This window comes from Mesorhizobium sp. M0848 (genome assembly GCF_040319805.1).
Classification (GTDB): domain Bacteria; phylum Pseudomonadota; class Alphaproteobacteria; order Rhizobiales; family Rhizobiaceae; genus Mesorhizobium.
In genome coordinates, this window is sequence record NZ_JAMYOM010000011.1 from 95,587 (window position 1) to 114,908 (window position 19,322).

A 19,322-nucleotide genomic window follows, 5' to 3' on the forward strand; every position below is an offset into this window, starting at 1 on the left:
CGCACATACCCGGTACAAACTAGGCATGATTAAAGCGCGTTAATGTTACTCGACGGTTAACCCCATGGAATCCGACGCAATTTTTCTTAAAATATTAGAGAGCGAGCCCAGGGGAGATTTTCAGGTCATGCCGGCCGGGGTCGAAGACGGCGCGCGCACCCGACGCGGCGCGGCCTGAACATCGACATACGCGCTAGATGACAGCGGCGACACCGCGCAGGATCGGCTGCAGGCGAACGAGGCCGATGTCTTCACGCTCGAAGCGGCTGCCGACCTTGGTCAGCTTGGCCAGCACCTGTTCGCCCTCTTCGGGGCCGATCGGAGCGATGACGATACCGCCGCTCGACAACTGGTCGAGCAGGAAGCGCGGCAGGCTGTCGAAGGCAGCCCAGGCGACGATACGGTCAAATGGCCCTTCATTCGGCAGCCCGCCGGAACCATCGGCGTGGCGCACGATCACATTGCCGATGCCGAGCGCCTCGAAGCGCTGCCGCGCCTGCTCGGCGAGCGTCTTGTAGCGATCGGTGGTGATGACCCGCGCCGCCAGCCGCGACATCACCGCCGAAGTGTAGCCCGAGCCGGTGCCGATCTCGAGCACGCGGTTGCCCTGCTCGATAGCGAGCGCCGCGATCACCGCCGCCTGCATGTCGGCACCTTCGATCGCCTCGCCGCATTCGATCGGCAGCATACGGTCCGACCAGGCGATCTGATGGAACTGGGCCGACAGGAAGCCGCGCCGCGGCGTCGCCTCGAAGGCCGCGATCAGCGCCTTCGGCACAGTCCCCCGGCCGCGCAGGCGCAGCAGAAAGGCAGCAAAACCTTCGCGGTCATCGATCGGGAGGCCTTGGTTCATGCAAGCGCCTTGCTCAATTGGTCACGGATTTCATGCGCGGTCAGGTCGAGCTGCAGCGGCGTCACCGACACCAGCCTGTTGCGCAACGCGTAGAGATCGGTGCCTTGCTTGCCCTCGACCGGCTCGCCGCCGAAGCGCAGCCAGTAGTAAGGCAGGCCGCGCCCGTCGCGGCGCTCGTCGACCCACAGGGAGTGCACGAGCTTGCCTTGCGTGGTGACCACCGTGCCCGCGACCTCTTCGGGCGTGCAGTTGGGAAAATTGACGTTGAGCAGCACGCCGTCCGGCAACGGCGTCGCGACAAGTTTCTTCAGCAGCGCCGGCGCCAGCACTTCTGTCGTCTCGTAGGGCACGACGCGATCTTCGCCGACATAGCTGTAGCCCTGGCTGAGCGCGATCGAGCGGATACCGAGCAGCGCGCCTTCCATGGCGCCGGCGACGGTGCCCGAATAGGTGACGTCATCGGCGATGTTGGCGCCCGAATTGATGCCGGACAGGATCAGGTCGGGTGCGCCAGGCAGAATTTTCTTGACGCCCATGATGACGCAATCCGTCGGCGTGCCGCGCACGGCAAAATGCTTCTCGCCGATCTTGCGCAGCCGCAGCGGCTCCGAGATCGACAGCGAATGCGCGTAGCCGGACTGGTCCTGCTCGGGCGCCACCACCCAGACATCGTCGGACAACGTACGTGCGACGCGTTCGAGCGACGCCAGGCCCTCGGCATGAATGCCGTCGTCGTTGGTCAGGAGGATACGCATTATTTCGCTTCGATCTTTTCCAGACCGCCCATGTAAGGCCGCAGCACTTCAGGAATGGTTACGCTGCCATCTTCATTCTGGTAGTTTTCGATGACAGCGATGAGCGCGCGGCCAACGGCTGTGCCCGAGCCGTTGAGCGTGTGGACGAAGCGGTTGCCCTTGCCGTCTTTGTCCTTGTAGCGCGCGTCCATGCGGCGCGCCTGGAAATCGCCGCACACCGAGCAGGACGAGATCTCGCGATAGGCGTTCTGGCCGGGCAGCCAGACCTCGATGTCGTAGGTCTTGCGCGCGCCAAACCCCATGTCACCGGTGCACAGCGTCATGGTGCGGAACGGCAGGCCGAGCCGCTTGAGCACTTCCTCGGCGCATTGCGTCATCCGCTCATGCTCGGCAAGCGACGATTCCTGATCGGTGATCGACACCAGCTCGACCTTGTAGAACTGATGCTGGCGCAGCATGCCGCGCGTGTCGCGCCCGGCCGAACCCGCTTCCGAACGGAAGCACGGCGTCAGCGCGGTATAGCGCAGCGGCAGTTTTTCATGCGCGGTGATTTCTTCCCGCACAAGGTTGGTGAGTGGGACCTCGGCGGTGGGAATCAAGCCAAGCCTGCCCTCCCCGTGCGGCGTGAAGAACAGATCTTCCTCGAACTTCGGCAATTGGTTGGTGCCGAACAGAACATCGTCCTTGACCATCAACGGCGGGATGACTTCCTCGTAGCCGTGTTCGGTCGTATGCAGGTCCAGCATGAACTGGCCGAGCGCACGTTCCATCCGGGCCAGTCCGCTTTTCAGCACCGTAAAGCGCGAGCCCGACAGCTTTGCCGCGCGCTCGAAATCCATCATGCCGAGCGCTTCGCCGATCTCAAAGTGCTCCTTCACCCAGTTCGGCCGCGTCGGCACCTTGCCGACGAGGTGCTTGACGACATTGTCGTGCTCGTCCTTGCCCACAGGCACGTCGTCGAACGGCACGTTGGGAAGCACTGCCAGCGCATCGGTCAGCGCCTTGTCGAGCTCGCGTTCGCGCGCCTCGCCGTTCTGGATGAAGACCTTGATCTCGCCGACTTCGGCTTTCAGCTTCTCGGCCAAGGCGGCATCGCCCGAACGCATGGCGTTGCCGATCTCCTTCGACGCGGCATTGCGGCGCTCCTGCTTGGTCTGCAGTTCGGTAACGTGCTCGCGCCGCGCCTCGTCCGAGGCGATCAGTCCGTCGACCATGGACTGCGCCTCACCGGCCGACCACGAGCGCTTCACCAGCGCCTCGACAAGGGCCTTCGGGTTGTCGCGAATCCATTTGATGTCAAGCATGGTTTGAACGCTCCTGGGTAGCATGTCGCCCAAAAGTGCACAGCGATTTTGGGCGACATGCTCAAAACAAAACTGAAACGCATCGCTTTGAGCGCGATGCGTTTCAGCCAGAGGGCGTAAACCGCATCCGAGATCGATGCAAGATGGGCGGGGCGACGACTATGTTTTTCCGCCGCTGCAGCCGCTCTGTTGCCTATGAGGAGGCAGGTGCCGGGGGCTCGTCCGGTGCTTTGTCCGCCACCTCGTCCGCCGCATCCTGCTTCTCGCGTGCCACGCGCTGCTTTTCCCGATCGCGCTCGATCAGCCGGGCAGCCCAGATGGACACCTCGTAGAGAAGGATGGTCGGGATGGCCAGGCCGATCTGACTCATCGGATCGGGCGGCGTCAGTATCGCCGCGACGACGAAGGCAATGACGATCGCCCATTTGCGCTTCTCGGCCAGTCCCTTGGACGACAGCATGCCGACCCGTGTCATCAGGCTGGTCACCACCGGCAGCTGGAACACCAGGCCGAAGGAAAAGATCAGCGTCATGATCAGGCTGAGATATTCCGACACTTTCGGCAGCAGCGAAATCTGCACCTGATCGTCGGTGCCGGCCTGCTGCATGGCGAGGAAGAACCACATCACCATCGGCGTGAAGAAGAAATAGACCAGCGACGCACCCATCAGGAACAAGATCGGCGACGCGATCAGGAACGGCAGGAAGGCATTCCGCTCGTTCTTGTACAGGCCGGGCGCGATGAACTTGTAGATCTGCGTGGCGATCAGCGGAAAGGCGATCACCATGCCGCCGAACATGGCGAGCTTGACCTGAGTGAAGAAGAATTCCTGCGGCGCGGTGTAGATCAGCTCGACCTTGTGCGGATCGAGCCCTGCCCATTGCGTCGCCCATTTGAACGGCACGACCAGGAGGTTGAACAGTTTCTTGGCGAAGAAGAAACAGACCAGGAAGGCAACGAAGAAGCCGCCCAGCGACCAGATCAGCCGCCGGCGCAACTCGATCAGATGCTCCATCAGCGGCGCCGACGATTTCTCGATCTCGTCCTTTTCGGTGTCCGAAACGCTCACTTGGCGGCTCCAGCCGTCTTCTTGGCCACCGGCTTCTTCACCGCTGCAAGCTTCGGTTCGGCTTTCGCCCCCGTCTTGGTCGCTACAGTCTTGGCCGCGACAGCGTTGGCCGCAGCGGGCGTCTTGGCCCTGAGCGTTTCAGGCTGTGCCGTCGTCACGGCCTTCGCCTGCGTCTTGGACGCAGACGCTGCCTTCGCGGCTACCTTTGCACCATTTGCCGAAGCTTTTGCAGCCGGCGTCGCTTTTGCCGATGCAGGCTTGGTTAGTTTCTTCGCCGCGGACGCCTTCGGTGCCGCAACGGGTTCCGCCGGCGCTGACGAGGTCACCACCGATTCGTCGGTCATTGCCGGAAAAATCGGCGCTGCTGGCGCTGCTTCCGGCCCGTTGACGCCAGGCATGGTCGTTGCACCGTTCTTCAACGGCTCGGCCGCCTGCGGGGTCGAAGCGACAGAGCTTGCCGGATCGGCTGCCGGCTTCGGCTTCATTGCCGCATCGACGCCGGAGCGAACGTCGGCCGCGGCCTGTTCGAACGGATTGAGCTGCTTCCTGATCTCGGCCATCGGGCTGAGGCCCCTGAGCTCGTCGACTGACTTCTTGACGTCGTCGAGCTCGGCTTCCTTCAGCGCCTCGTTGAACTGTTTCTGGAAATCGGACGCCATGGCGCGCAGCTTCGCCGTCGTGCGGCCGAAGGTGCGCAGCATATTGGGCAAATCCTTGGGTCCGACGACCACGATCATGACGATCGCGATGACCAGCATTTCGGTCCAGCCGACTTCAAACATGGCACTCTGTTCCGACTAGAACCTTGGGCTCAGCTCTTGCTGGCTTTTTCCTTCGCGGCCGCAACGGTCTCGTCGGCACGGTGTTCGACGGTGCGCTTGTCTTCGGCAACCTCGTCGTCGGCCATACCCTTCTTGAAGCTCTTGATGCCCTTGGCCATATCGCCCATCAGCTCGGGAATCTTGCCGCGGCCGAACACCAAAAGCACGATCACCAGCACGATCAGCCAATGCCAAATCGAAAATGAACCCATAGCAAATCTCTCTCGAATGTTTTCCCTGGCGATGATCTATGCGTTTTCGCGTTGGGATTCAAACACAACTGCGACAGAGTTTATGAAAGGGTGACGGATGTCACGCATTTTCGACGGGAACGCCCGCTACGAATCCGCGCATCCTCATCAAGTTCGCCGCCAATGCCAGTCAATCTTCCGTGACGCGCGGCGTCAGCAGGCCGAGTTCCTCGAGATCGATATCGGTCAGCGCATCCTCGTCGTCGGTCAATGCGTCGGGATCGGCCGGCGGCTGCGGAATGGAGAAATTCGACGGCATGCGGCCCGAAAGCAGTCCGGCCCCCTTCAGTTCCTCCATGCCAGGAAGATCGCGAATCTCTTCCAGCGCGAAATAGTCGAGGAAGGTCTCCGTCGTGCCGTAGGTCACAGGGCGTCCGGGCGTCTTTCGCCGGCCGCGCATGCGCACCCATTCCGTTTCCAGCAGCGTGTCGAGCGTACCTTTTGAGGTCTCCACGCCCCTGATGTCCTCGATCTCGGCACGCGTCACCGGCTGGTGATAGGCAATGATCGCCAGCACTTCGAGAGCCGCGCGGGAGAGCTTCCTTTGCTGGACGGTATCGCGGCTCATCAGGAAGGCCAGGTCGCCGGCGGTGCGGAACGCCCAGGCGTCGCCGACACGCACCAGATTGACGCCGCGCCGCACATAGATCTGCTGCAGCTCGGCCATGGCCAGGGCAATGTTGATGCCGTCAGGGAGGCGGGCCGCAAGCTGCTTTTCGCTGACGGGTTCAGCGCTGGCGAACACGATCGCCTCGGCCATGCGCACGGCCTCGGCCAGATGCAGCCGTTCGGCCGGGTTCTGTAGCTGCTGCTCGGCCGGATCCTGGGAAAGCGACTCCTCTTCGGGTTCATCGCCGACCTTGAACGGGACAACCGAAGCGTTGGCGCGTTCGCTCATGATGCCACCTCGACTGCCTTGATTGCCTGCGTGCGGCCGCGCAGGTAGATCGGCGCGAACACTTCGTCCTGCCGCACCTCCATCGTGCCGTCGCGCACCAGTTCCAGTGTTGCCGCGAAGGAACTGGCGATCGCCGTGCGCCGCTCCTCGGGGCTGGTCATGTACGCGATGAGAAAACTTTCCATCGTCGTCCAGTCGCTCACGGCCCCGACGAGGCGGGTCAGGATGTCGCGCGCGTCCTTGAGCGACCAGACACCGCGCCTGGCGATCGTCACATTGTTGATCGCCTGCTTCTGGCGCTGCTGGGCATAGGCGGTCAAGAGATCGTAGAGCGAGGCCGAATATGCGTTACGCTTTTCGACGATGACCATTTCCGGCATGCCGCGCGCGAACACATCGCGGCCGAGCCGGTTGCGGTTGACCAGGCGCGCCGAGGCGTCGCGCATGGCTTCCAGCCGCTTCAGACGGAACTGCAGCACCGCCGCCAGTTCCTCGCCGCTTTCGCCCTCGTCGCCGGGCTGCTTGGGGATCAGGAGCTTGGACTTGAGGAAGGCCAGCCACGCCGCCATCACCAGATAGTCGGCGGCAAGCTCCAGCCTGAGCGCCCTCGCCGTCTCGACAAAGGTCAGATATTGCTCGACCAGCGCCAGGATCGAAATGCGCGCCAGATCGACCTTCTGGGTGCGGGCAAGATGCAGCAGAAGATCGAGCGGACCTTCGAAGCCGGCCACGTCGACGACCAGCGACGGGTCGCCGGTAACGCGTGAATCGTCATTCTCGGCCCACAGACGGTCCATCGGTGCGGCCTTCGCGGCCTTGCTTTCCAATGTCTCCGCCACTGCCTGTCACTTTCCCTTTGCTATGCCACCGCATCGAAGTAGGTGGCGAATTCGGCACGTATTTCGGTTTCTTCAACCGTGTCACGGTTCTTTATATAGGTCAGCGCCCGCTTTGCGCGCTCCAGCGACGTGCCCTCAAGCCCCGTGGTCCGCGATGCGATGCCCGCCATCTCCTCAAAAACGCCGTTGCAGTGAAGAACCAGATCGCAGCCCGCCGCAAGGATCGAGGCCGCCTTTGTCGGGAAATCCCCAGAAAGTGCCTTCATCGAGGTGTCGTCGCTCATCAGCAGTCCGTCGAAGCCGATTTCGCGCCGGATGATCTCGTCGATGACCTTGCCGGAGGTGGTCGCCGAATTGTTGGGGTCGATCGCGCTGTAGACGACATGGGCTGTCATCGCCATCGGCAGATGGCTAAGCTCCTTGAACGGGGCGAAATCATGCCGCTGCAGATCGCTGAGCGAGGCATTGACCACCGGCAGTTCGAAATGCGTGTCGGCAAAGGCACGTCCATGACCCGGAATATGCTTCATGACCGGCAGCACGCCGCCCGACATCAGCCCTTCCGCGGCTGCGCGGCCGAGCTCGATCACCGGTCGCGGATCCTTGCCATAGGCCCGCGCGCCGATGACATCGCTGGCGCCTTCGATCGGCACATCGAGCACCGGCAGGCAATCGGCTGTGATGCCGTAGCGCAGCAGGTCGAAGGCATGCAGCCGCGCCATCAGCCAGGCCGCTCGGGCGCCGGCATCATGATCGTCGCGCCACAGCGCGCCGAGCGCGCCGCCGGCGGGATAGTTCGGTGCCAGCGGCGGTCGCAAGCGCTGCACACGGCCGCCTTCCTGATCGATGAACACCAGCGCGTCCGGACGCCCTAGGCAGTCCCGCATCTCGGCGACCAGATCGCGGATCTGTTCGGTCTCGCCAATGTTGCGCGCAAACAGGATGAAGGCCCACGGGCATTCATTGCGATAGAAATTGATTTCTTCGCGGGTAAGCGATTTCCCGGCACAGCCGAGGATCATGGATTTTGATTCGGTCATGTCGGCAGTTTAGGGCTTTGTGCGATCAAAGGGAATCGCCAGGGATTCATCCGGGACAATGCCGGATCTGCTTTCCCCATGAAAAAGCCGGCGCGGTGGACCGCGCCGGCTTTTGATGGTTGGCTCCGGCTTTAGCGCGAGACGAAGCAGTTGCCGCCGGCGGCCTTGTAACTGGTGCACAAATTGATCGCGTCATTGCGTGACTGGGCCGGAACGCGCACGCGGTAGAACGTGCCTTTGCCGGCGATCTCGGCCTTGACGATGTTGGCGGTACGCCCGGCAAGCACGCTGCCATAGCGGCGCTGCAGATCCTGATAGCTGGACTGGGCGCTTTCGACGGTCGGCTGCGAGGCGATCTGCATCGACCACGAGCCACCGCCGGCCGCGGTCGATGCCGGATCTATGGACGCAACCTGATCGGGCTTGACCTCGCCGACAACATCGACCGGCTGGTCGGACGGACGCTGCGGCGCGAGCGGAACCTTTGCCGGCGTGTTCGCCGATTGGGCCTCGGCTTTCGGCTTGGCGACCGGCTTGAGGGCCGGCTCGTCGTCCGCCTGGGCGGCGGCAGGCGCCACGGTGCCGGTCTGGTCCGCATCGGCTTGCGCCGCCGGGGCGACATGCTGCGGCGCCGGATCGACCGGCTCGGTAGCGGCCATTTGCGGAGCGGCGGGCGCTGCCGGATCTTCACGCGGCACCAGCGAACCGTCCGACTTGACCACCATGGTCCTCACCTTGCGCGGCGCAACGGCGACGACATCGGCATTGGTGCCCTTGTCGGCATCCTGCAGCACCTGCGCGATGCGATCCTCGGACTTGGGCGCCGGCGCAGTGCTATCGGCAGAAGCGTTGTCGGCCGAAGCGGCGCCGGACATCGGCGCGGCATTGCCGACATCGGTTCCAGCGGCGGCTGCATTCTGGTCCGGCGAAAGATCGATGGCGCGGGCCGGGTCCTTCGCCTGCACGTCAACCGGCTCTTCGACGTTGGTGACCAGCTTTTCCTGGACCGGCTCGGCTGGCTTTGCGCCCCTGACCGCGTCGTAGACCTTGTTGTCCTGGTTGGGCACCACGGCGCCGCCCGGATTCTCCGGCTTAACCTTGATCGGCGCGTTGTCGGCCTTGACGATGACAGGCGCTTCGCTGCCGCCCTTGCCGCCAAAGGACAGCGCAAAGGCACCGAGACCGCCCGCGACGGCGACCGCGCCGACAATCGCGGCGATGAACAGGCCGCGTCCGCGCGACGGCCTCGCGGCCTCACGCTCGCCGAGCCCCGGGACAGCCATAGCCTCGTCGAGTTCGGGATCGTAGTCGAGTTCATCGACGGTGAAATCATCGGCTTGGGAAACCGGCTGGCTCCCTGGCAGACTGTCAAGGTCGAAACCAGAGGCGTCGGCATAACCCGTGGGCGCCGCCGCGCGGGCGGACATGTCCATCGGCCGCGCGGCATAGGTCCGCGCTTCCGGCTCATAGCCCGGCTTGATCCCATCATAGCCCGGCTTGACCCCGTCATATGCCGGCTTGAGGCTGTCATAGCCCGGCTTGAAGCCCGCGGCATAGGAGTCATCATCGTAAGACGCGCCGGCCAAATTGCCTGTGGGAGCGGCAGCGACCTCCACCGCGTTCATCTCGGAGAGAAGGCTGGAGAACTCCGCATCGAGATCGTCGTAGCCAGGCGACGCTGGCTGGTCTTCCTCGAAGTGCAGTTCGGGAATATCGAGATCGTCCGCCAGCGCGACGACACGCTCGGGTACATCGACCGTTTCGACGTCGGGCATGTCTTCGTAATGCGCCGGCTGGCGCGATTGCGGCGCCGATACCGGGGCAGCGGGAGCCACGGCCTCGACCGGCTCGGACGAACGGTAGGATGTCATGGCGGCGACTGCCGGCCGGGCGGCCACGGATGCCACCGAAGCGGCCGGCTGAGCACCAAACGCAGGCTGAGCGCTGAATGACGGCTGCTGCGGAACCGGCGTCACGCGGCTCCACGAACGCGGCGGCTCTGCCGGTTGGGAACGCTCCGCAAGCCAATCGAGAGAATCCGCCGAATTGTCCCGGTCAGCGGCTTCGTCACGCGGATCAAGATCCTTGGGCAAAGCCGCGTCGAACGCATCATCGTCGAAATCGACATCGCCAACCGTGTTCCAGGTCGTATCCTGGAGTTCATCAAGCATAAGGTCGTCAATATCCGCATCGGCCGCTTGGGCCGTGCCAACATGCCGGTCCTGCTCAGGCGCGGGTTCGTCAAGATCCCAGTCGAGGTCGCCGACAAGGTCGGCCGGTTCCTCGGCGGGCTCGGCAACAGGCGGCAGGGCAGCGACAGCCGGCTGAGCCGTGACGGGCTCACTGGCCACCGGCACTGTGCGCGCAGTCATGGCACCCAGCAGCGCATTCAACTCGTCTTCCAGGCTCCGTTCGTCCGCGGTCGGGGCATGCACCGCGGCTGCGATGTAGGCTTCCGGCGCCGCCGGCTGGGCGGCAACGGCGGCAACCTCTGTGACCGGCTCTTCGACCGTTTCGGCAAACGCGTCGTCCAAATTCAGGTCAAAAGCATCGTCCGGCACGCTCTCAGGGCTGGGAAGCTCGCCCTTCGCGTCAGCGACATCGGCAAACGCATCATGCGTTGGCGGCTCGTCGAAGGCATTCGGCTCATCCGCGCGAACGTCGAAATCCATGTCGACATCAGCCATGGCGTCGTCGAAATGGCCGGCAAAGCTTTCATCGGAGATTGCATGGCCGTCACGCGCCGCCGCTTGCTCCGGCATGGGATACTCGACGGGCTCGGCGACCACGAATGACTGTTCGGCCGCCGAATGGTCGTCGAGCACCAGCTCGTCTTCAAGCGAGACTGCCACCGCATCGTCGAATTCGTCATCTGAGGCAACTGGCTCGACAGAAGCGTGCGTGTCGGCAACGGCGTATTGGGCCTCTTCGGCTTCCTCATCGATCCGGAGGTCCTGGTCGAGCGAAGTGGCAAGCTCGTCCGCCATCGACTGATCGTCCTCGAAGGGGGAGACGTCCTCAAGCGAACCGGCGACGGCATCGTCAAAATCAGACGCGAAAGCCGGCTCGACGGACGGCGCGGCTTCAGCTGCGACCGCATGGCTGGTGCCGGCGACGTGGCCGTCGATCTCAGCCATGTCCAGTTGGAAATCGTCGTCGAGCGACACCGAAAGCTCGTCGTCCATCGCGCTGGCGTCAGCCGCTTGGAATGCCGGCTCATGCTCGAAGGTCGGCTCATGAGCCTGGACAACCGGAGCGGCGTCGCTGTCGTCAGCGCCGAACTCGCCCATCATTTCTTTCTCGAGATCGATATCGAAATCGCCCTCTTCGAGCCCGCGATCGGCGGCTGGGGCCTGCGGCTGGGCGGGCGATTGCGGCCTGACCGGCTGGCGCGGGTCGAATCCCATGATCCTGGTCAGTTCCGCGAACGGATCATCGTCAGCGATGTCGTTGTTGTCGGCTACTCTCAGCTGGGTTCTGTCTGCCATTATTGTTCCCGAACTCGCACTCATTCGGACGCCATGGACGTCGCGTAGGGTTGGCCCTTACCAGCGCAATGTGGGCAAAAGGTGACAGGTTATTTAGTCAAACCTAACGCATTTCGGTGGGCGCGGCGGCCCCGATCAACGTCAGGCCGGACGTCAAAACGTCCGAAACAGCCTGCACCAGCCCTAGTCTGGCATGCGTCAATTGTCGGTCGTTAACCTTAACAAAACGTAAGTCCGGATTATCCGTGCCACGGTTCCAGTGTCCGTGGAAGCTGGAAGCCAGATCATAGAGGTAAAATGCCAGCCGATGCGGCTCGAGCGCAAGGGCGGCGGACTCGATCAGCCGCGGGTATTCGGCGAGCTTGCGGATCAGGCCGATCTCGCCCTCATCGGTCAGCAATGCCGCGGCCGACGCCAGGCTGTTGCGGTCGAAATTGGCTTCGCCCAGTTGCTCGCTCGCCTGCCGGAACACCGAATGACAGCGCGCCGAGGCGTACTGGACATAGAACACCGGATTGTCCTTGGACTGCTCGGTCACCTTGACGAAATCGAAATCCAGCGGCGCATCGTTCTTGCGGTAGAGCATCATGAAGCGGATCGCGTCGCGGCCGACCTCCTCCACCACTTCGCGCAGCGTCACGAAATCGCCCGACCGCTTCGACATACGCACCGGTTCGCCCTCGCGAAACAGCTTGACCAGATTGCACAGCAGGACAGTGAGCTTCACCTCGTCGCCGGCAATCGCCCGCGCCAAGGCCTCCAGCCGCTTTACGTAGCCGCCATGGTCGGCGCCGAGCACATAGATCAGGTCGACGAAGCCGCGATCGACCTTGTCCTTGAGATAGGCGACGTCGGCGGCGAAATAGGTGAACGAGCCATCGGACTTGACCAGCGCCCGGTCCATGTCGTCGCCGACCGCGGTCGAGCGGAACAGCGTCTGCTCGCGGTCCTCCCAATCGTCGGGTTTCTCGCCCTTGGGCGGCGGCAGCTTGCCCTTGTAGATATGGCCCTTCAGCGTCAAATCGTTGATCGCCGAGCGGATCTTCCTGGCATTGTCGGCGTGCAGCGTGCGCTCGGAGAAGAACACGTCGTGATGCACGTTGAGCATCGCCAGGTCCTCGCGGATCATCGCCATCATCGCATCGATGGTGCGATCCTTGACGATGGCGAGCGCCTCGTCATCGGGCATCTGCAGAAGCGAGCGGCCGAATTCCGCGACCAGCGCCTGGCCGACGGGCACCAGGTAATCGCCGGGATAGAGACCGGCGGGTATTTCGCCGATATCGTCGCCCAGCGCTTCGCGGTAGCGCAGGAATGCGGAACGGCCGAGCACGTCGATCTGCGAGCCGGCATCGTTGATGACATATTCCTTGGTCACATCGTAGCCGGCGAAGGCCATCAGATTGGCAAGCGCGTCGCCGACGACAGCACCCCGGCAATGGCCGACATGCATCGGCCCGGTCGGATTGGCCGAGACATATTCGACATTGGTCTTCCTGCCGCCGCCAACCGTCGAGCGGCCATAGTTGCGGCCCTCGCCGAGCAGTGCGGTCAGATGTGTCTGCCAGAAGCCGTCCTTGAGCCTGAGATTGACGAAACCGGGCCCTGCCACTTCCGTCGCCGCGACATCCTTGTCGTCACGCAGCGCCTGCGCCAGTCTTTCGGCCAGCGCGCGCGGGTTCTGGCCGGTCGGCTTGGCCAGCACCATCGCCGCATTGGTCGCCAGGTCGCCGTGGCTGGCGTCGCGCGGCGGCTCGACGGCAATGCGCGACAGGTCAGCCGAAACGCCGTCTTTGTCTTTCAGATCAAGCGCTTCGACGGCTTTTATGATTCGCGCGGTGAAATCGGCGAAGATGTTCATTTGTGTGACTCTGGGGTCTGGCTCTGGCGGCTTTGCAGCGAATCCGGCTCGTTGGCCGGCAAAATCGAGCCCGCCCTAGCCCAATTCAGGCGTATGGTCAAACAAACGCCGGTGTTCCTTGAGCGCGTAGGTGTCGGTCATACCCGCCAGGAAGTCGGCGACGCTGCGCGCCTTGATGCGGTCGTCGGCCCGATCCAGCCCCTCGCGCCAGCCATCCGGCATGGCGCGCGGATCGGCGAAATAGGCGTCGAACAGATTTTTGACGATCTGCTCGGCGTCCGCGCGCACCCGCATAACCTCCGCATGCCGGTAGAGGTGCTTGTACAGGAAGGCCTTCAGTTCTTTCTCCAAGGCAGCCATTTCGGCCGAGAAAACCACCATCGTCTCGCCAGCTGCCCTCACTGTATCGGCGCTCCGCGGCCTGATGCGATCGAGATTGGCGGTCGTCGACTTGATCACGTCCTCGACCATGGCGGTTATCTGCCGCCGCATCAGCTCGTGGCCGGTGCGCACATCATCGAGGGAGGGATAGCGTGAGCGAACGCCTTTCAGGATCGTTCCCGGCAGCGAAACCGTCTCCAGCATGTCCAGTGTCAGTAGCCCTGCCCTCAAACCGTCATCGATGTCATGCGTGTTGTAGGCTATATCGTCGGCGATCGCCGCGCATTGCGCCTCGATGCCGGCGAACCGGTCGAGTTCGAGATCGTGCAGTTCAGAGTAATCACGGATCGCCTGCGGCACCGGCCCTTTCAGACCCTTGCCGTTGGCGTCCGTCAGCGGCCCATTGTGCTTGACCAGGCCTTCCAGCGTTTCCCAGGTCAGGTTGAGCCCATCGAACTCGGCGTAGCGCGCCTCCAGCCTCGTCACGATGCGCAGCGATTGCGCGTTGTGGTCGAAGCCGCCCCAGGCGGCCATCTTCTCGTTCAGTGCGTCCTCGCCGGTGTGGCCGAAGGGCGTGTGGCCGAAATCATGCACCAGCGCCACCGCCTCAGCGAGATCCTCGTCGCCGCGCAGCGCCCGTGCCAGGGCGCGCGCGATCTGCGCCACTTCGATCGAATGGGTCAGCCGGGTGCGATAGTGGTCGCCTTCATGCGCGATGAAGACCTGCGTCTTGTGCTTGAGCCGCCGGAAGGCCGTCGAATGGATGATGCGGTCACGGTCACGCTGGAACGGCGTGCGGGTCGGGCTTTCCACCTCGTCGAACAGCCGTCCGCGCGACTTTGCCGGATCGCAGGCATAGGCGGCGCGTGGCCGATAGCCGAATCCGATGTCGCCCAACTCATTGGTCATGGCTGATGCTGCCGCGTTTGACTTAGCCAGGTTGACTTGGCCCGTCGCGCTTCATACCTATCATGTGAAACCGAAAGCAAGGTGACGCCCATGGGCGCTGATGCCAAGACTGCCATGAAAGTCGATATGACCGAGGCCGCCGCCAAGCGGATCGCCAGGATTGTCTCGAACGAGGCCGGCAAGACGGCGCTGCGCGTGTCGGTCGAAGGCGGCGGCTGCTCGGGCTTCTCCTACAAGTTCGATCTGGTCGATACGCGCAATGACGATGACGTCGCCATCGAGAAGGACGGCGCCACCGTGCTGATCGACGATCTGTCGCTGGTCTATATGGGCGGCTCTGTGATCGATTTCGTCGACGATCTGATGGGCCAGTCGTTCCAGATCCGCAATCCGAACGCCGTCGCCTCCTGCGGCTGCGGCACGAGTTTCTCCATATAGAATGCCTGCTATCGGTGCGGTCCGTCAGATCGCGCTGTCGGCTGGCCGTGATCTCGACGCCACGCTGGCTTTCTGGCGCGACGTGCTCGGCATGGCGGTTCATGCGCGCTTCGACCCGCCGGGCATCGCCTTCATCATGGCCGGCGATATCAGGCTGCTGTTCACCGACGGCATACCGGCCGGAACCGTCTATCTCGACATATCGGGCCTCGATGACTTCCATGCCTCTGCGGTCGCGGCAGGCGTACCCTTCACCGCGCCGCCAACACTTGTCCATCGCGACACAGAGGGCCAGTTCGGTCCAGCGGGGGAAAGCGAATGGATGGCCTTCCTAAAGGACCCGGCTGGCAATACGATTGGCCTCGTCGAACGCCATCCGCCGCAAGAATCCAACTGAACAGCATCGAGACCGCCATGAAAATCGTCACCTGGAACATCAACGGTGTCCGCGCCCGCATTGGCAACCTCACCCATTGGCTGACCGAGAGCGCACCCGACATCGTCTGCCTGCAGGAGATCAAGTCGGTCGACGAGCAATTCCCGCGCGCCGAGATCGAGGCGCTTGGCTACAATGTCGAAACCCACGGCCAAAAGGGTTTCAACGGCGTCGCCCTGCTGTCGAAGCTGCGCTTCGACGAGGTGATCCGAGGCCTGCCCGGCGACGATGCCGATGAACAGGCGCGTTTCATCGAAGGGGTTTTCTCGACTGACAAGGGCGCGCTGCGCGTCGCCTCGCTCTATCTGCCGAACGGCAATCCGATCGATGACGAGAAGAAGTTTCCTTACAAGCTGTCCTGGATGGCGCGGCTGGAGCGCTGGGCCGAAGAACGGCTGAGACTGGAGGAGGCTCTGGTGCTCGCCGGCGACTACAACGTGATTCCCGAGCGGATCGACGCGCGGTTTCCGGAGAACTGGCTGGGCGACGCGCTGTTCCAGCCGCAGACGCGACAATCCTTCCGGCGGCTGCTCAACCTTGGTTTCACCGAGGCGGTGCGCGCGGTCACCGACGCACCCGACACCTACACATTCTGGGACTATCAAGCCGGCGCGTGGCAGAAGAACAACGGCATCCGCATCGACCACCTGCTCTTGTCGCCGGAAGCCGCCAACCGGTTTTCTTCCGCGTCGATCGAAAAGCACGTGCGCGCCTGGGAAAAACCGTCCGATCACGTGCCGGTGGCGATCGATCTCGCACTTCAGCCGGCCTGAGAGAACCCTCGCCGGGCACGTCTGCGCTGGACCTCATATCGCCACATTTCGCGCCGCTCATTGCGGGCCAGCATGGCGGCTGGGGTTCCATGAGCACACGATTTCATCTTTGTCCGATCGGCCTGGCATTTGCCATGGCCGCTCCCGGTGCGGCATTTGCCGACCAGGAATGCCTGGCCAATGGAAAATCCTACCAGCTTGGCCAGGTCGCCTGCCTGACGCTTGCCGACCGGAGCCATCTGGCTCGCTGCGACATGGTGCTCAACAACACATCGTGGACGAAGATCGGGGATAGCTGCCCGGAAAACACGCTGGCGCCACAACCCCATGTCACGCCGATCTCGACGCCGGCGCCCAGCATGGTGCCGACGGAGCCGATCGAGAACTGATCACGATCGAAAATCGAGTGCTGCTGGTGAAGCTGACGCGGCCGCGAGATTACTGATCCGCGTTGTTGCCCTTGGTGAGGATATCATCGGCCAGCGAGATGGCGGTGCGGCGGTCGGCCTCGCCGGCGGTGGCAAATGCCTCTTCCTGCATGCCGCGGATCCAGGGCTGGTCAGCCGGCGAAGCGCGTTCGAGCGCTGCCGTCATCATCGCCAGGCCACGAACGATCTTGCCGCTCTGGAACAACAAATGGCCCAGTGTCGCCTGTGCGCCGGCATGGCCTTTCTCGGCGGCGAGTTGGAACCAGCGCCCGGCCTGCTTGACGCTGGCCTTCACGCCGCCCTCGCCCTTCAGGAACATCTGCCCCATTTCGAACTGCGCGTTCGGATTGCGGTAGTTGGCGGCGGCGCGCATGTAATATTCCTGGGCCGCCACCTCGTTCTCGGCGACCGGGCTGCCGGGAATGCCCGTGCGCAAATAGTCGCCAAGCGCCACCAGCGCGTCGGAGACATAGCTTTCCTCAGGCGAGCCGGGCTCGACGTCCTGATCGACGATCTCGGAGAAGAACTTGAACGCCTCGTAGTCGTCACGCGCCACGCCGTCGCCCTCGGCATACATGCGGGCAAGCTTCCAGGTGGCGCCGATCTGGCCGTTTTCGGCGGCGTATTTGTAGGCCTCGGCAGCCTGTTCCTTGTGGCCGTTCTTGTAGGCGGAGAAGCCGAACTGGAAGACCGCCCATGGGCTGGATTGCGGCTTCACCCCGGTCTTGTCGTCGAACACCTTGTCGTCGAAGGCCATGGCCTGGCCCACGGCGCCAAAGGTCGCGCCAAAAGTGGCGATCACGACCAGTGCCGAAAAGACAGACGACCTCAACAACTCTGGTGTTGACTTCAACAACTCAGATGTCCGCATAACAGTGTGTTTCTTTCGCACCGCCTGGATGGGTCACCGCGCCATCGCGCGCCGGCCCTACCGTCTGTGCATATTTCCATATCGCGCCCGACTGATAATCGGTCGCGCGCGCCTTCCATGTCTTTGCCCTCGCCGCCAGTTCGCTATCGGACAACGCCACGTCGATCGTGCCGTTCACCGCGTCGATCGAGATCACGTCACCATCCCTGAGCAGTCCGATCGGGCCGCCTACGGCTGCTTCGGGGCCGACATGGCCGATGCAGAAACCGCGCGTCGCGCCCGAGAAGCGCCCGTCGGTGATCAGCGCCACCTTGCCGCCCATGCCCTGGCCGTAAAGTGCTGCCGTCGTCGACAGCATCTCGCGCATGCCGGGGCCGCCGCGCGGCCCCTCGTAGCGGATGACGAGAACTTCGCCTTCCCTGTAGTTGCGCTGCGTCACCGCCTCGAAACATTCCTCTTCCGAATCGAAGCAGCGTGCCGGGCCGGAGAACTTCAACTCCGCCATGCCCGCGACCTTCACGATCGCGCCTTCGGGGGCAAGGTTTCCCCTCAAGCCCACGACACCGCCGGTTTGGGTAATGGGTGTGTTGGCCGGGCGGACCACGTCCTGATGCTCATTCCAGACAACGTGCTGCATGTTTTCGGCCAAAGTGCGGCCAGTCACGGTCATGCAGTCGCCATGCAGATAGCCGTGGTCGAGCAGCGTCTTCATCAGCAGCGGAATGCCGCCGGCCTCGAACATGTCCTTGGCGACATATTTGCCGCCCGGCTTGAGGTCGGCGATGTAAGGCGTCTTCTCGAAGATCTTGGCCACGTCGAACAGGTCGAACTTGATGCCGGCCTCGTGGGCGATCGCCGGCAGATGCAGTGCCGCGTTGGTCGAACCGCCGGTGGCCGAGACCACGGTCGCCGCATTCTCCAGCGCCTTCAGCGTGACGATGTCGCGCGGCCGGATGTTTTTCGCGATCAGTTCCATGATCTTTTCGCCGGAGGCGAAATTGAACCGGTCGCGCATTTCATAGGGAGCCGGCGCGCCGCAGGAATAGGGCAGCGCCAGGCCGATCGCCTCGGCGACGGTGGCCATGGTGTTGGCGGTGAACTGGGCGCCGCAGGAACCGGCCGAGGGACACGCGACCTGCTCGATCTCAAGCAGTTCGTCGTCGCTGATCGTGCCGACCGAGTGCTGGCCGACCGCCTCGAAAACATCCTGCACGGTGATCTGGCGGCCGCGATAGCTGCCGGGCAGGATCGAACCGCCATAGATGAAGATCGACGGCACGTTGAGCCGCACCATGGCCATCATCATGCCGGGCAGCGACTTGTCGCAGCCGGCCAGCCCGACCAGCGCGTCGTAGCAATGGCCGCGCATGGTGAGTTCGACCGAATCGGCGATGACCTCGCGCGACACCAGCGATGACTTCATGCCCTGGTGACCCATGGCGATGCCGTCGGTGACGGTGATGGTGCAGAATTCGCGCGGCGTGCCGCTGGCCGCAGCGACGCCCTTCTTGACCACCTGCGCCTGGCGCATCAGCGAGATGTTGCAGGGCGCCGCCTCGTTCCAGCAGGAGGCGACCCCGACCAGCGGCTGCGCAATCTCGGCCGCCGACAAACCCATCGCATAGAGATAGGAACGATGCGGCGCACGCGCCGGACCGACGGTCACATGGCGGCTGGGGAGCTTAGCCTTGGAGATGACTTTGGCGTCCATACTCTTCCTTGCCCCATCTTCCCTGCAAATGGGGCGGAGCGGCCTGCCCCCTCGCCGAGCCTTTTGGCGCGTGTCCCGAGACAAGATCGAGGTGCGCCGGGTTTATGGCGGGAAATGGGCAATTTCCTCAGCCCGGCTTCCAGCGCAGGGGTTGTTCAGAAAGTGTTGCCAAAACGTCACAACCGCACGGGGCGAA

At 63.3% G+C, this 19,322-nt stretch carries 18 protein-coding genes; 4 read left to right on the top strand and 14 right to left on the bottom strand.

The features are described 5' to 3' along the window. Nucleotides 1-193: 193 nt before the first annotated feature. From NKH95_RS14795 to NKH95_RS14850, 12 genes are all read right to left on the bottom strand, one after another. A complete protein-coding gene (locus NKH95_RS14795) occupies nucleotides 194-853 on the bottom strand; it encodes a protein-L-isoaspartate(D-aspartate) O-methyltransferase (RefSeq protein ID WP_352891883.1) in 660 nt (219 codons plus the stop codon). Beyond that, nucleotides 850-1,608 (bottom strand): 5'/3'-nucleotidase SurE, encoded by a 759-nt coding sequence (gene surE / locus NKH95_RS14800; RefSeq protein WP_023812184.1) that lies wholly within the window; start codon nucleotides 1,606-1,608, stop codon nucleotides 850-852. Before surE ends, NKH95_RS14795 begins: the two co-directional genes overlap by 4 nt. Beyond that, on the bottom strand, nucleotides 1,608-2,912 hold the full coding sequence (gene serS / locus NKH95_RS14805) for a serine--tRNA ligase (RefSeq protein ID WP_352552365.1): 1,305 nt from the start codon (nucleotides 2,910-2,912) through the stop codon (nucleotides 1,608-1,610). Before serS ends, surE begins: the two co-directional genes overlap by 1 nt. Nucleotides 2,913-3,105: 193 nt before the next feature. Next, entirely contained in the window at nucleotides 3,106-3,981 is an 876-nt protein-coding gene (tatC, locus tag NKH95_RS14810; RefSeq protein WP_023812186.1) for a twin-arginine translocase subunit TatC, read from the bottom strand. Continuing rightward, a complete protein-coding gene (gene tatB / locus NKH95_RS14815) occupies nucleotides 3,978-4,763 on the bottom strand; it encodes a Sec-independent protein translocase protein TatB (protein WP_352891884.1) in 786 nt (261 codons plus the stop codon). The genes tatC and tatB overlap by 4 nt, the downstream gene beginning before the upstream one ends. Nucleotides 4,764-4,792: 29 nt before the next feature. Beyond that, nucleotides 4,793-5,014, bottom strand: coding sequence for a twin-arginine translocase TatA/TatE family subunit (locus NKH95_RS14820; RefSeq protein WP_023812188.1), 222 nt, complete (start codon nucleotides 5,012-5,014; stop codon nucleotides 4,793-4,795). A 169-nt stretch (nucleotides 5,015-5,183) separates the two neighbouring features. Beyond that, the gene (gene scpB, locus NKH95_RS14825) at nucleotides 5,184-5,951 is read right to left on the bottom strand and encodes an SMC-Scp complex subunit ScpB (RefSeq protein ID WP_352891885.1); all 768 of its coding nucleotides are present in this window, start codon (nucleotides 5,949-5,951) and stop codon (nucleotides 5,184-5,186) included. Beyond that, the gene (locus NKH95_RS14830) at nucleotides 5,948-6,748 is read right to left on the bottom strand and encodes a segregation and condensation protein A (protein WP_023812190.1); all 801 of its coding nucleotides are present in this window, start codon (nucleotides 6,746-6,748) and stop codon (nucleotides 5,948-5,950) included. Before NKH95_RS14830 ends, scpB begins: the two co-directional genes overlap by 4 nt. Nucleotides 6,749-6,810: 62 nt before the next feature. Continuing rightward, the gene (nagZ, locus tag NKH95_RS14835) at nucleotides 6,811-7,830 is read right to left on the bottom strand and encodes a beta-N-acetylhexosaminidase (RefSeq protein WP_352891890.1); all 1,020 of its coding nucleotides are present in this window, start codon (nucleotides 7,828-7,830) and stop codon (nucleotides 6,811-6,813) included. Between the two features lie 131 nt (nucleotides 7,831-7,961). Then, the gene (locus NKH95_RS14840; protein WP_352795835.1) at nucleotides 7,962-11,318 is read right to left on the bottom strand and encodes an SPOR domain-containing protein; all 3,357 of its coding nucleotides are present in this window, start codon (nucleotides 11,316-11,318) and stop codon (nucleotides 7,962-7,964) included. A gap of 103 nt (nucleotides 11,319-11,421) precedes the next feature. Further along, on the bottom strand, nucleotides 11,422-13,179 hold the full coding sequence (argS, locus tag NKH95_RS14845) for an arginine--tRNA ligase (RefSeq protein WP_352609614.1): 1,758 nt from the start codon (nucleotides 13,177-13,179) through the stop codon (nucleotides 11,422-11,424). Between the two features lie 75 nt (nucleotides 13,180-13,254). Then, a complete protein-coding gene (locus tag NKH95_RS14850) occupies nucleotides 13,255-14,469 on the bottom strand; it encodes a deoxyguanosinetriphosphate triphosphohydrolase (protein ID WP_352609613.1) in 1,215 nt (404 codons plus the stop codon). A gap of 90 nt (nucleotides 14,470-14,559) precedes the next feature. Here NKH95_RS14850 and erpA point away from each other — a divergent pair, with 90 nt between their 5' ends. The 4 genes from erpA to NKH95_RS14870 all read left to right on the top strand — a co-directional run bounded on the left by erpA (nucleotide 14,560) and on the right by NKH95_RS14870 (nucleotide 16,505). After that, nucleotides 14,560-14,907 carry an iron-sulfur cluster insertion protein ErpA gene (gene erpA / locus NKH95_RS14855; protein ID WP_013531288.1) on the top strand — a complete coding sequence of 116 codons (348 nt, stop codon included), beginning with the start codon at nucleotides 14,560-14,562 and terminating at the stop codon, nucleotides 14,905-14,907. 1 nt (nucleotide 14,908) lies between these two features. After that, complete coding sequence (locus tag NKH95_RS14860) at nucleotides 14,909-15,304, top strand: VOC family protein (RefSeq protein ID WP_128304007.1); 396 nt, start codon at nucleotides 14,909-14,911, stop codon at nucleotides 15,302-15,304. Nucleotides 15,305-15,321: 17 nt separating this feature from the next. Continuing rightward, nucleotides 15,322-16,116: an exodeoxyribonuclease III gene (gene xth, locus NKH95_RS14865; RefSeq protein WP_023812197.1), complete on the top strand. Its 795-nt coding sequence runs from the start codon at nucleotides 15,322-15,324 to the stop codon at nucleotides 16,114-16,116. 89 nt (nucleotides 16,117-16,205) lie between these two features. Then, nucleotides 16,206-16,505, top strand: a complete 300-nt coding sequence (locus tag NKH95_RS14870) for a hypothetical protein (protein ID WP_023812198.1) — start codon at nucleotides 16,206-16,208, stop codon at nucleotides 16,503-16,505. 49 nt (nucleotides 16,506-16,554) lie between these two features. Here the strand turns inward: NKH95_RS14870 and NKH95_RS14875 are convergent, their stop codons facing one another. Together NKH95_RS14875 and ilvD are read right to left on the bottom strand one after the other, a co-directional pair. Next, nucleotides 16,555-17,415 carry a tetratricopeptide repeat protein gene (locus NKH95_RS14875; protein WP_031213511.1) on the bottom strand — a complete coding sequence of 287 codons (861 nt, stop codon included), beginning with the start codon at nucleotides 17,413-17,415 and terminating at the stop codon, nucleotides 16,555-16,557. Continuing rightward, entirely contained in the window at nucleotides 17,402-19,126 is a 1,725-nt protein-coding gene (gene ilvD, locus NKH95_RS14880; RefSeq protein WP_352751376.1) for a dihydroxy-acid dehydratase, read from the bottom strand. The genes NKH95_RS14875 and ilvD overlap by 14 nt, the downstream gene beginning before the upstream one ends. Nucleotides 19,127-19,322: the final 196 nt, after the last annotated feature.

Bases quoted from the DNA above. Each gene is read 5' to 3' on its own strand.
- NKH95_RS14795 (WP_352891883.1), bottom strand. From the start codon at position 853: ATGAACCAAGGCCTCCCGATCGATGACCGCGAAGGTTTTGCTGCCTTT.
- surE (WP_023812184.1), bottom strand. From the start codon at position 1,608: ATGCGTATCCTCCTGACCAACGACGACGGCATTCATGCCGAGGGCCTG.
- serS (WP_352552365.1), bottom strand. From the start codon at position 2,912: ATGCTTGACATCAAATGGATTCGCGACAACCCGAAGGCCCTTGTCGAG.
- tatB (WP_352891884.1), bottom strand. From the start codon at position 4,763: ATGTTTGAAGTCGGCTGGACCGAAATGCTGGTCATCGCGATCGTCATG.
- NKH95_RS14820 (WP_023812188.1), bottom strand. From the start codon at position 5,014: ATGGGTTCATTTTCGATTTGGCATTGGCTGATCGTGCTGGTGATCGTG.
- scpB (WP_352891885.1), bottom strand. From the start codon at position 5,951: ATGAGCGAACGCGCCAACGCTTCGGTTGTCCCGTTCAAGGTCGGCGAT.
- NKH95_RS14830 (WP_023812190.1), bottom strand. From the start codon at position 6,748: ATGGACCGTCTGTGGGCCGAGAATGACGATTCACGCGTTACCGGCGAC.
- nagZ (WP_352891890.1), bottom strand. From the start codon at position 7,830: ATGACCGAATCAAAATCCATGATCCTCGGCTGTGCCGGGAAATCGCTT.
- NKH95_RS14840 (WP_352795835.1), bottom strand. From the start codon at position 11,318: ATGGCAGACAGAACCCAGCTGAGAGTAGCCGACAACAACGACATCGCT.
- argS (WP_352609614.1), bottom strand. From the start codon at position 13,179: ATGAACATCTTCGCCGATTTCACCGCGCGAATCATAAAAGCCGTCGAA.
- NKH95_RS14850 (WP_352609613.1), bottom strand. From the start codon at position 14,469: ATGACCAATGAGTTGGGCGACATCGGATTCGGCTATCGGCCACGCGCC.
- erpA (WP_013531288.1), top strand. From the start codon at position 14,560: ATGGGCGCTGATGCCAAGACTGCCATGAAAGTCGATATGACCGAGGCC.
- NKH95_RS14860 (WP_128304007.1), top strand. From the start codon at position 14,909: ATGCCTGCTATCGGTGCGGTCCGTCAGATCGCGCTGTCGGCTGGCCGT.
- xth (WP_023812197.1), top strand. From the start codon at position 15,322: ATGAAAATCGTCACCTGGAACATCAACGGTGTCCGCGCCCGCATTGGC.
- NKH95_RS14870 (WP_023812198.1), top strand. From the start codon at position 16,206: ATGAGCACACGATTTCATCTTTGTCCGATCGGCCTGGCATTTGCCATG.
- NKH95_RS14875 (WP_031213511.1), bottom strand. From the start codon at position 17,415: ATGCGGACATCTGAGTTGTTGAAGTCAACACCAGAGTTGTTGAGGTCG.
- ilvD (WP_352751376.1), bottom strand. From the start codon at position 19,126: ATGGACGCCAAAGTCATCTCCAAGGCTAAGCTCCCCAGCCGCCATGTG.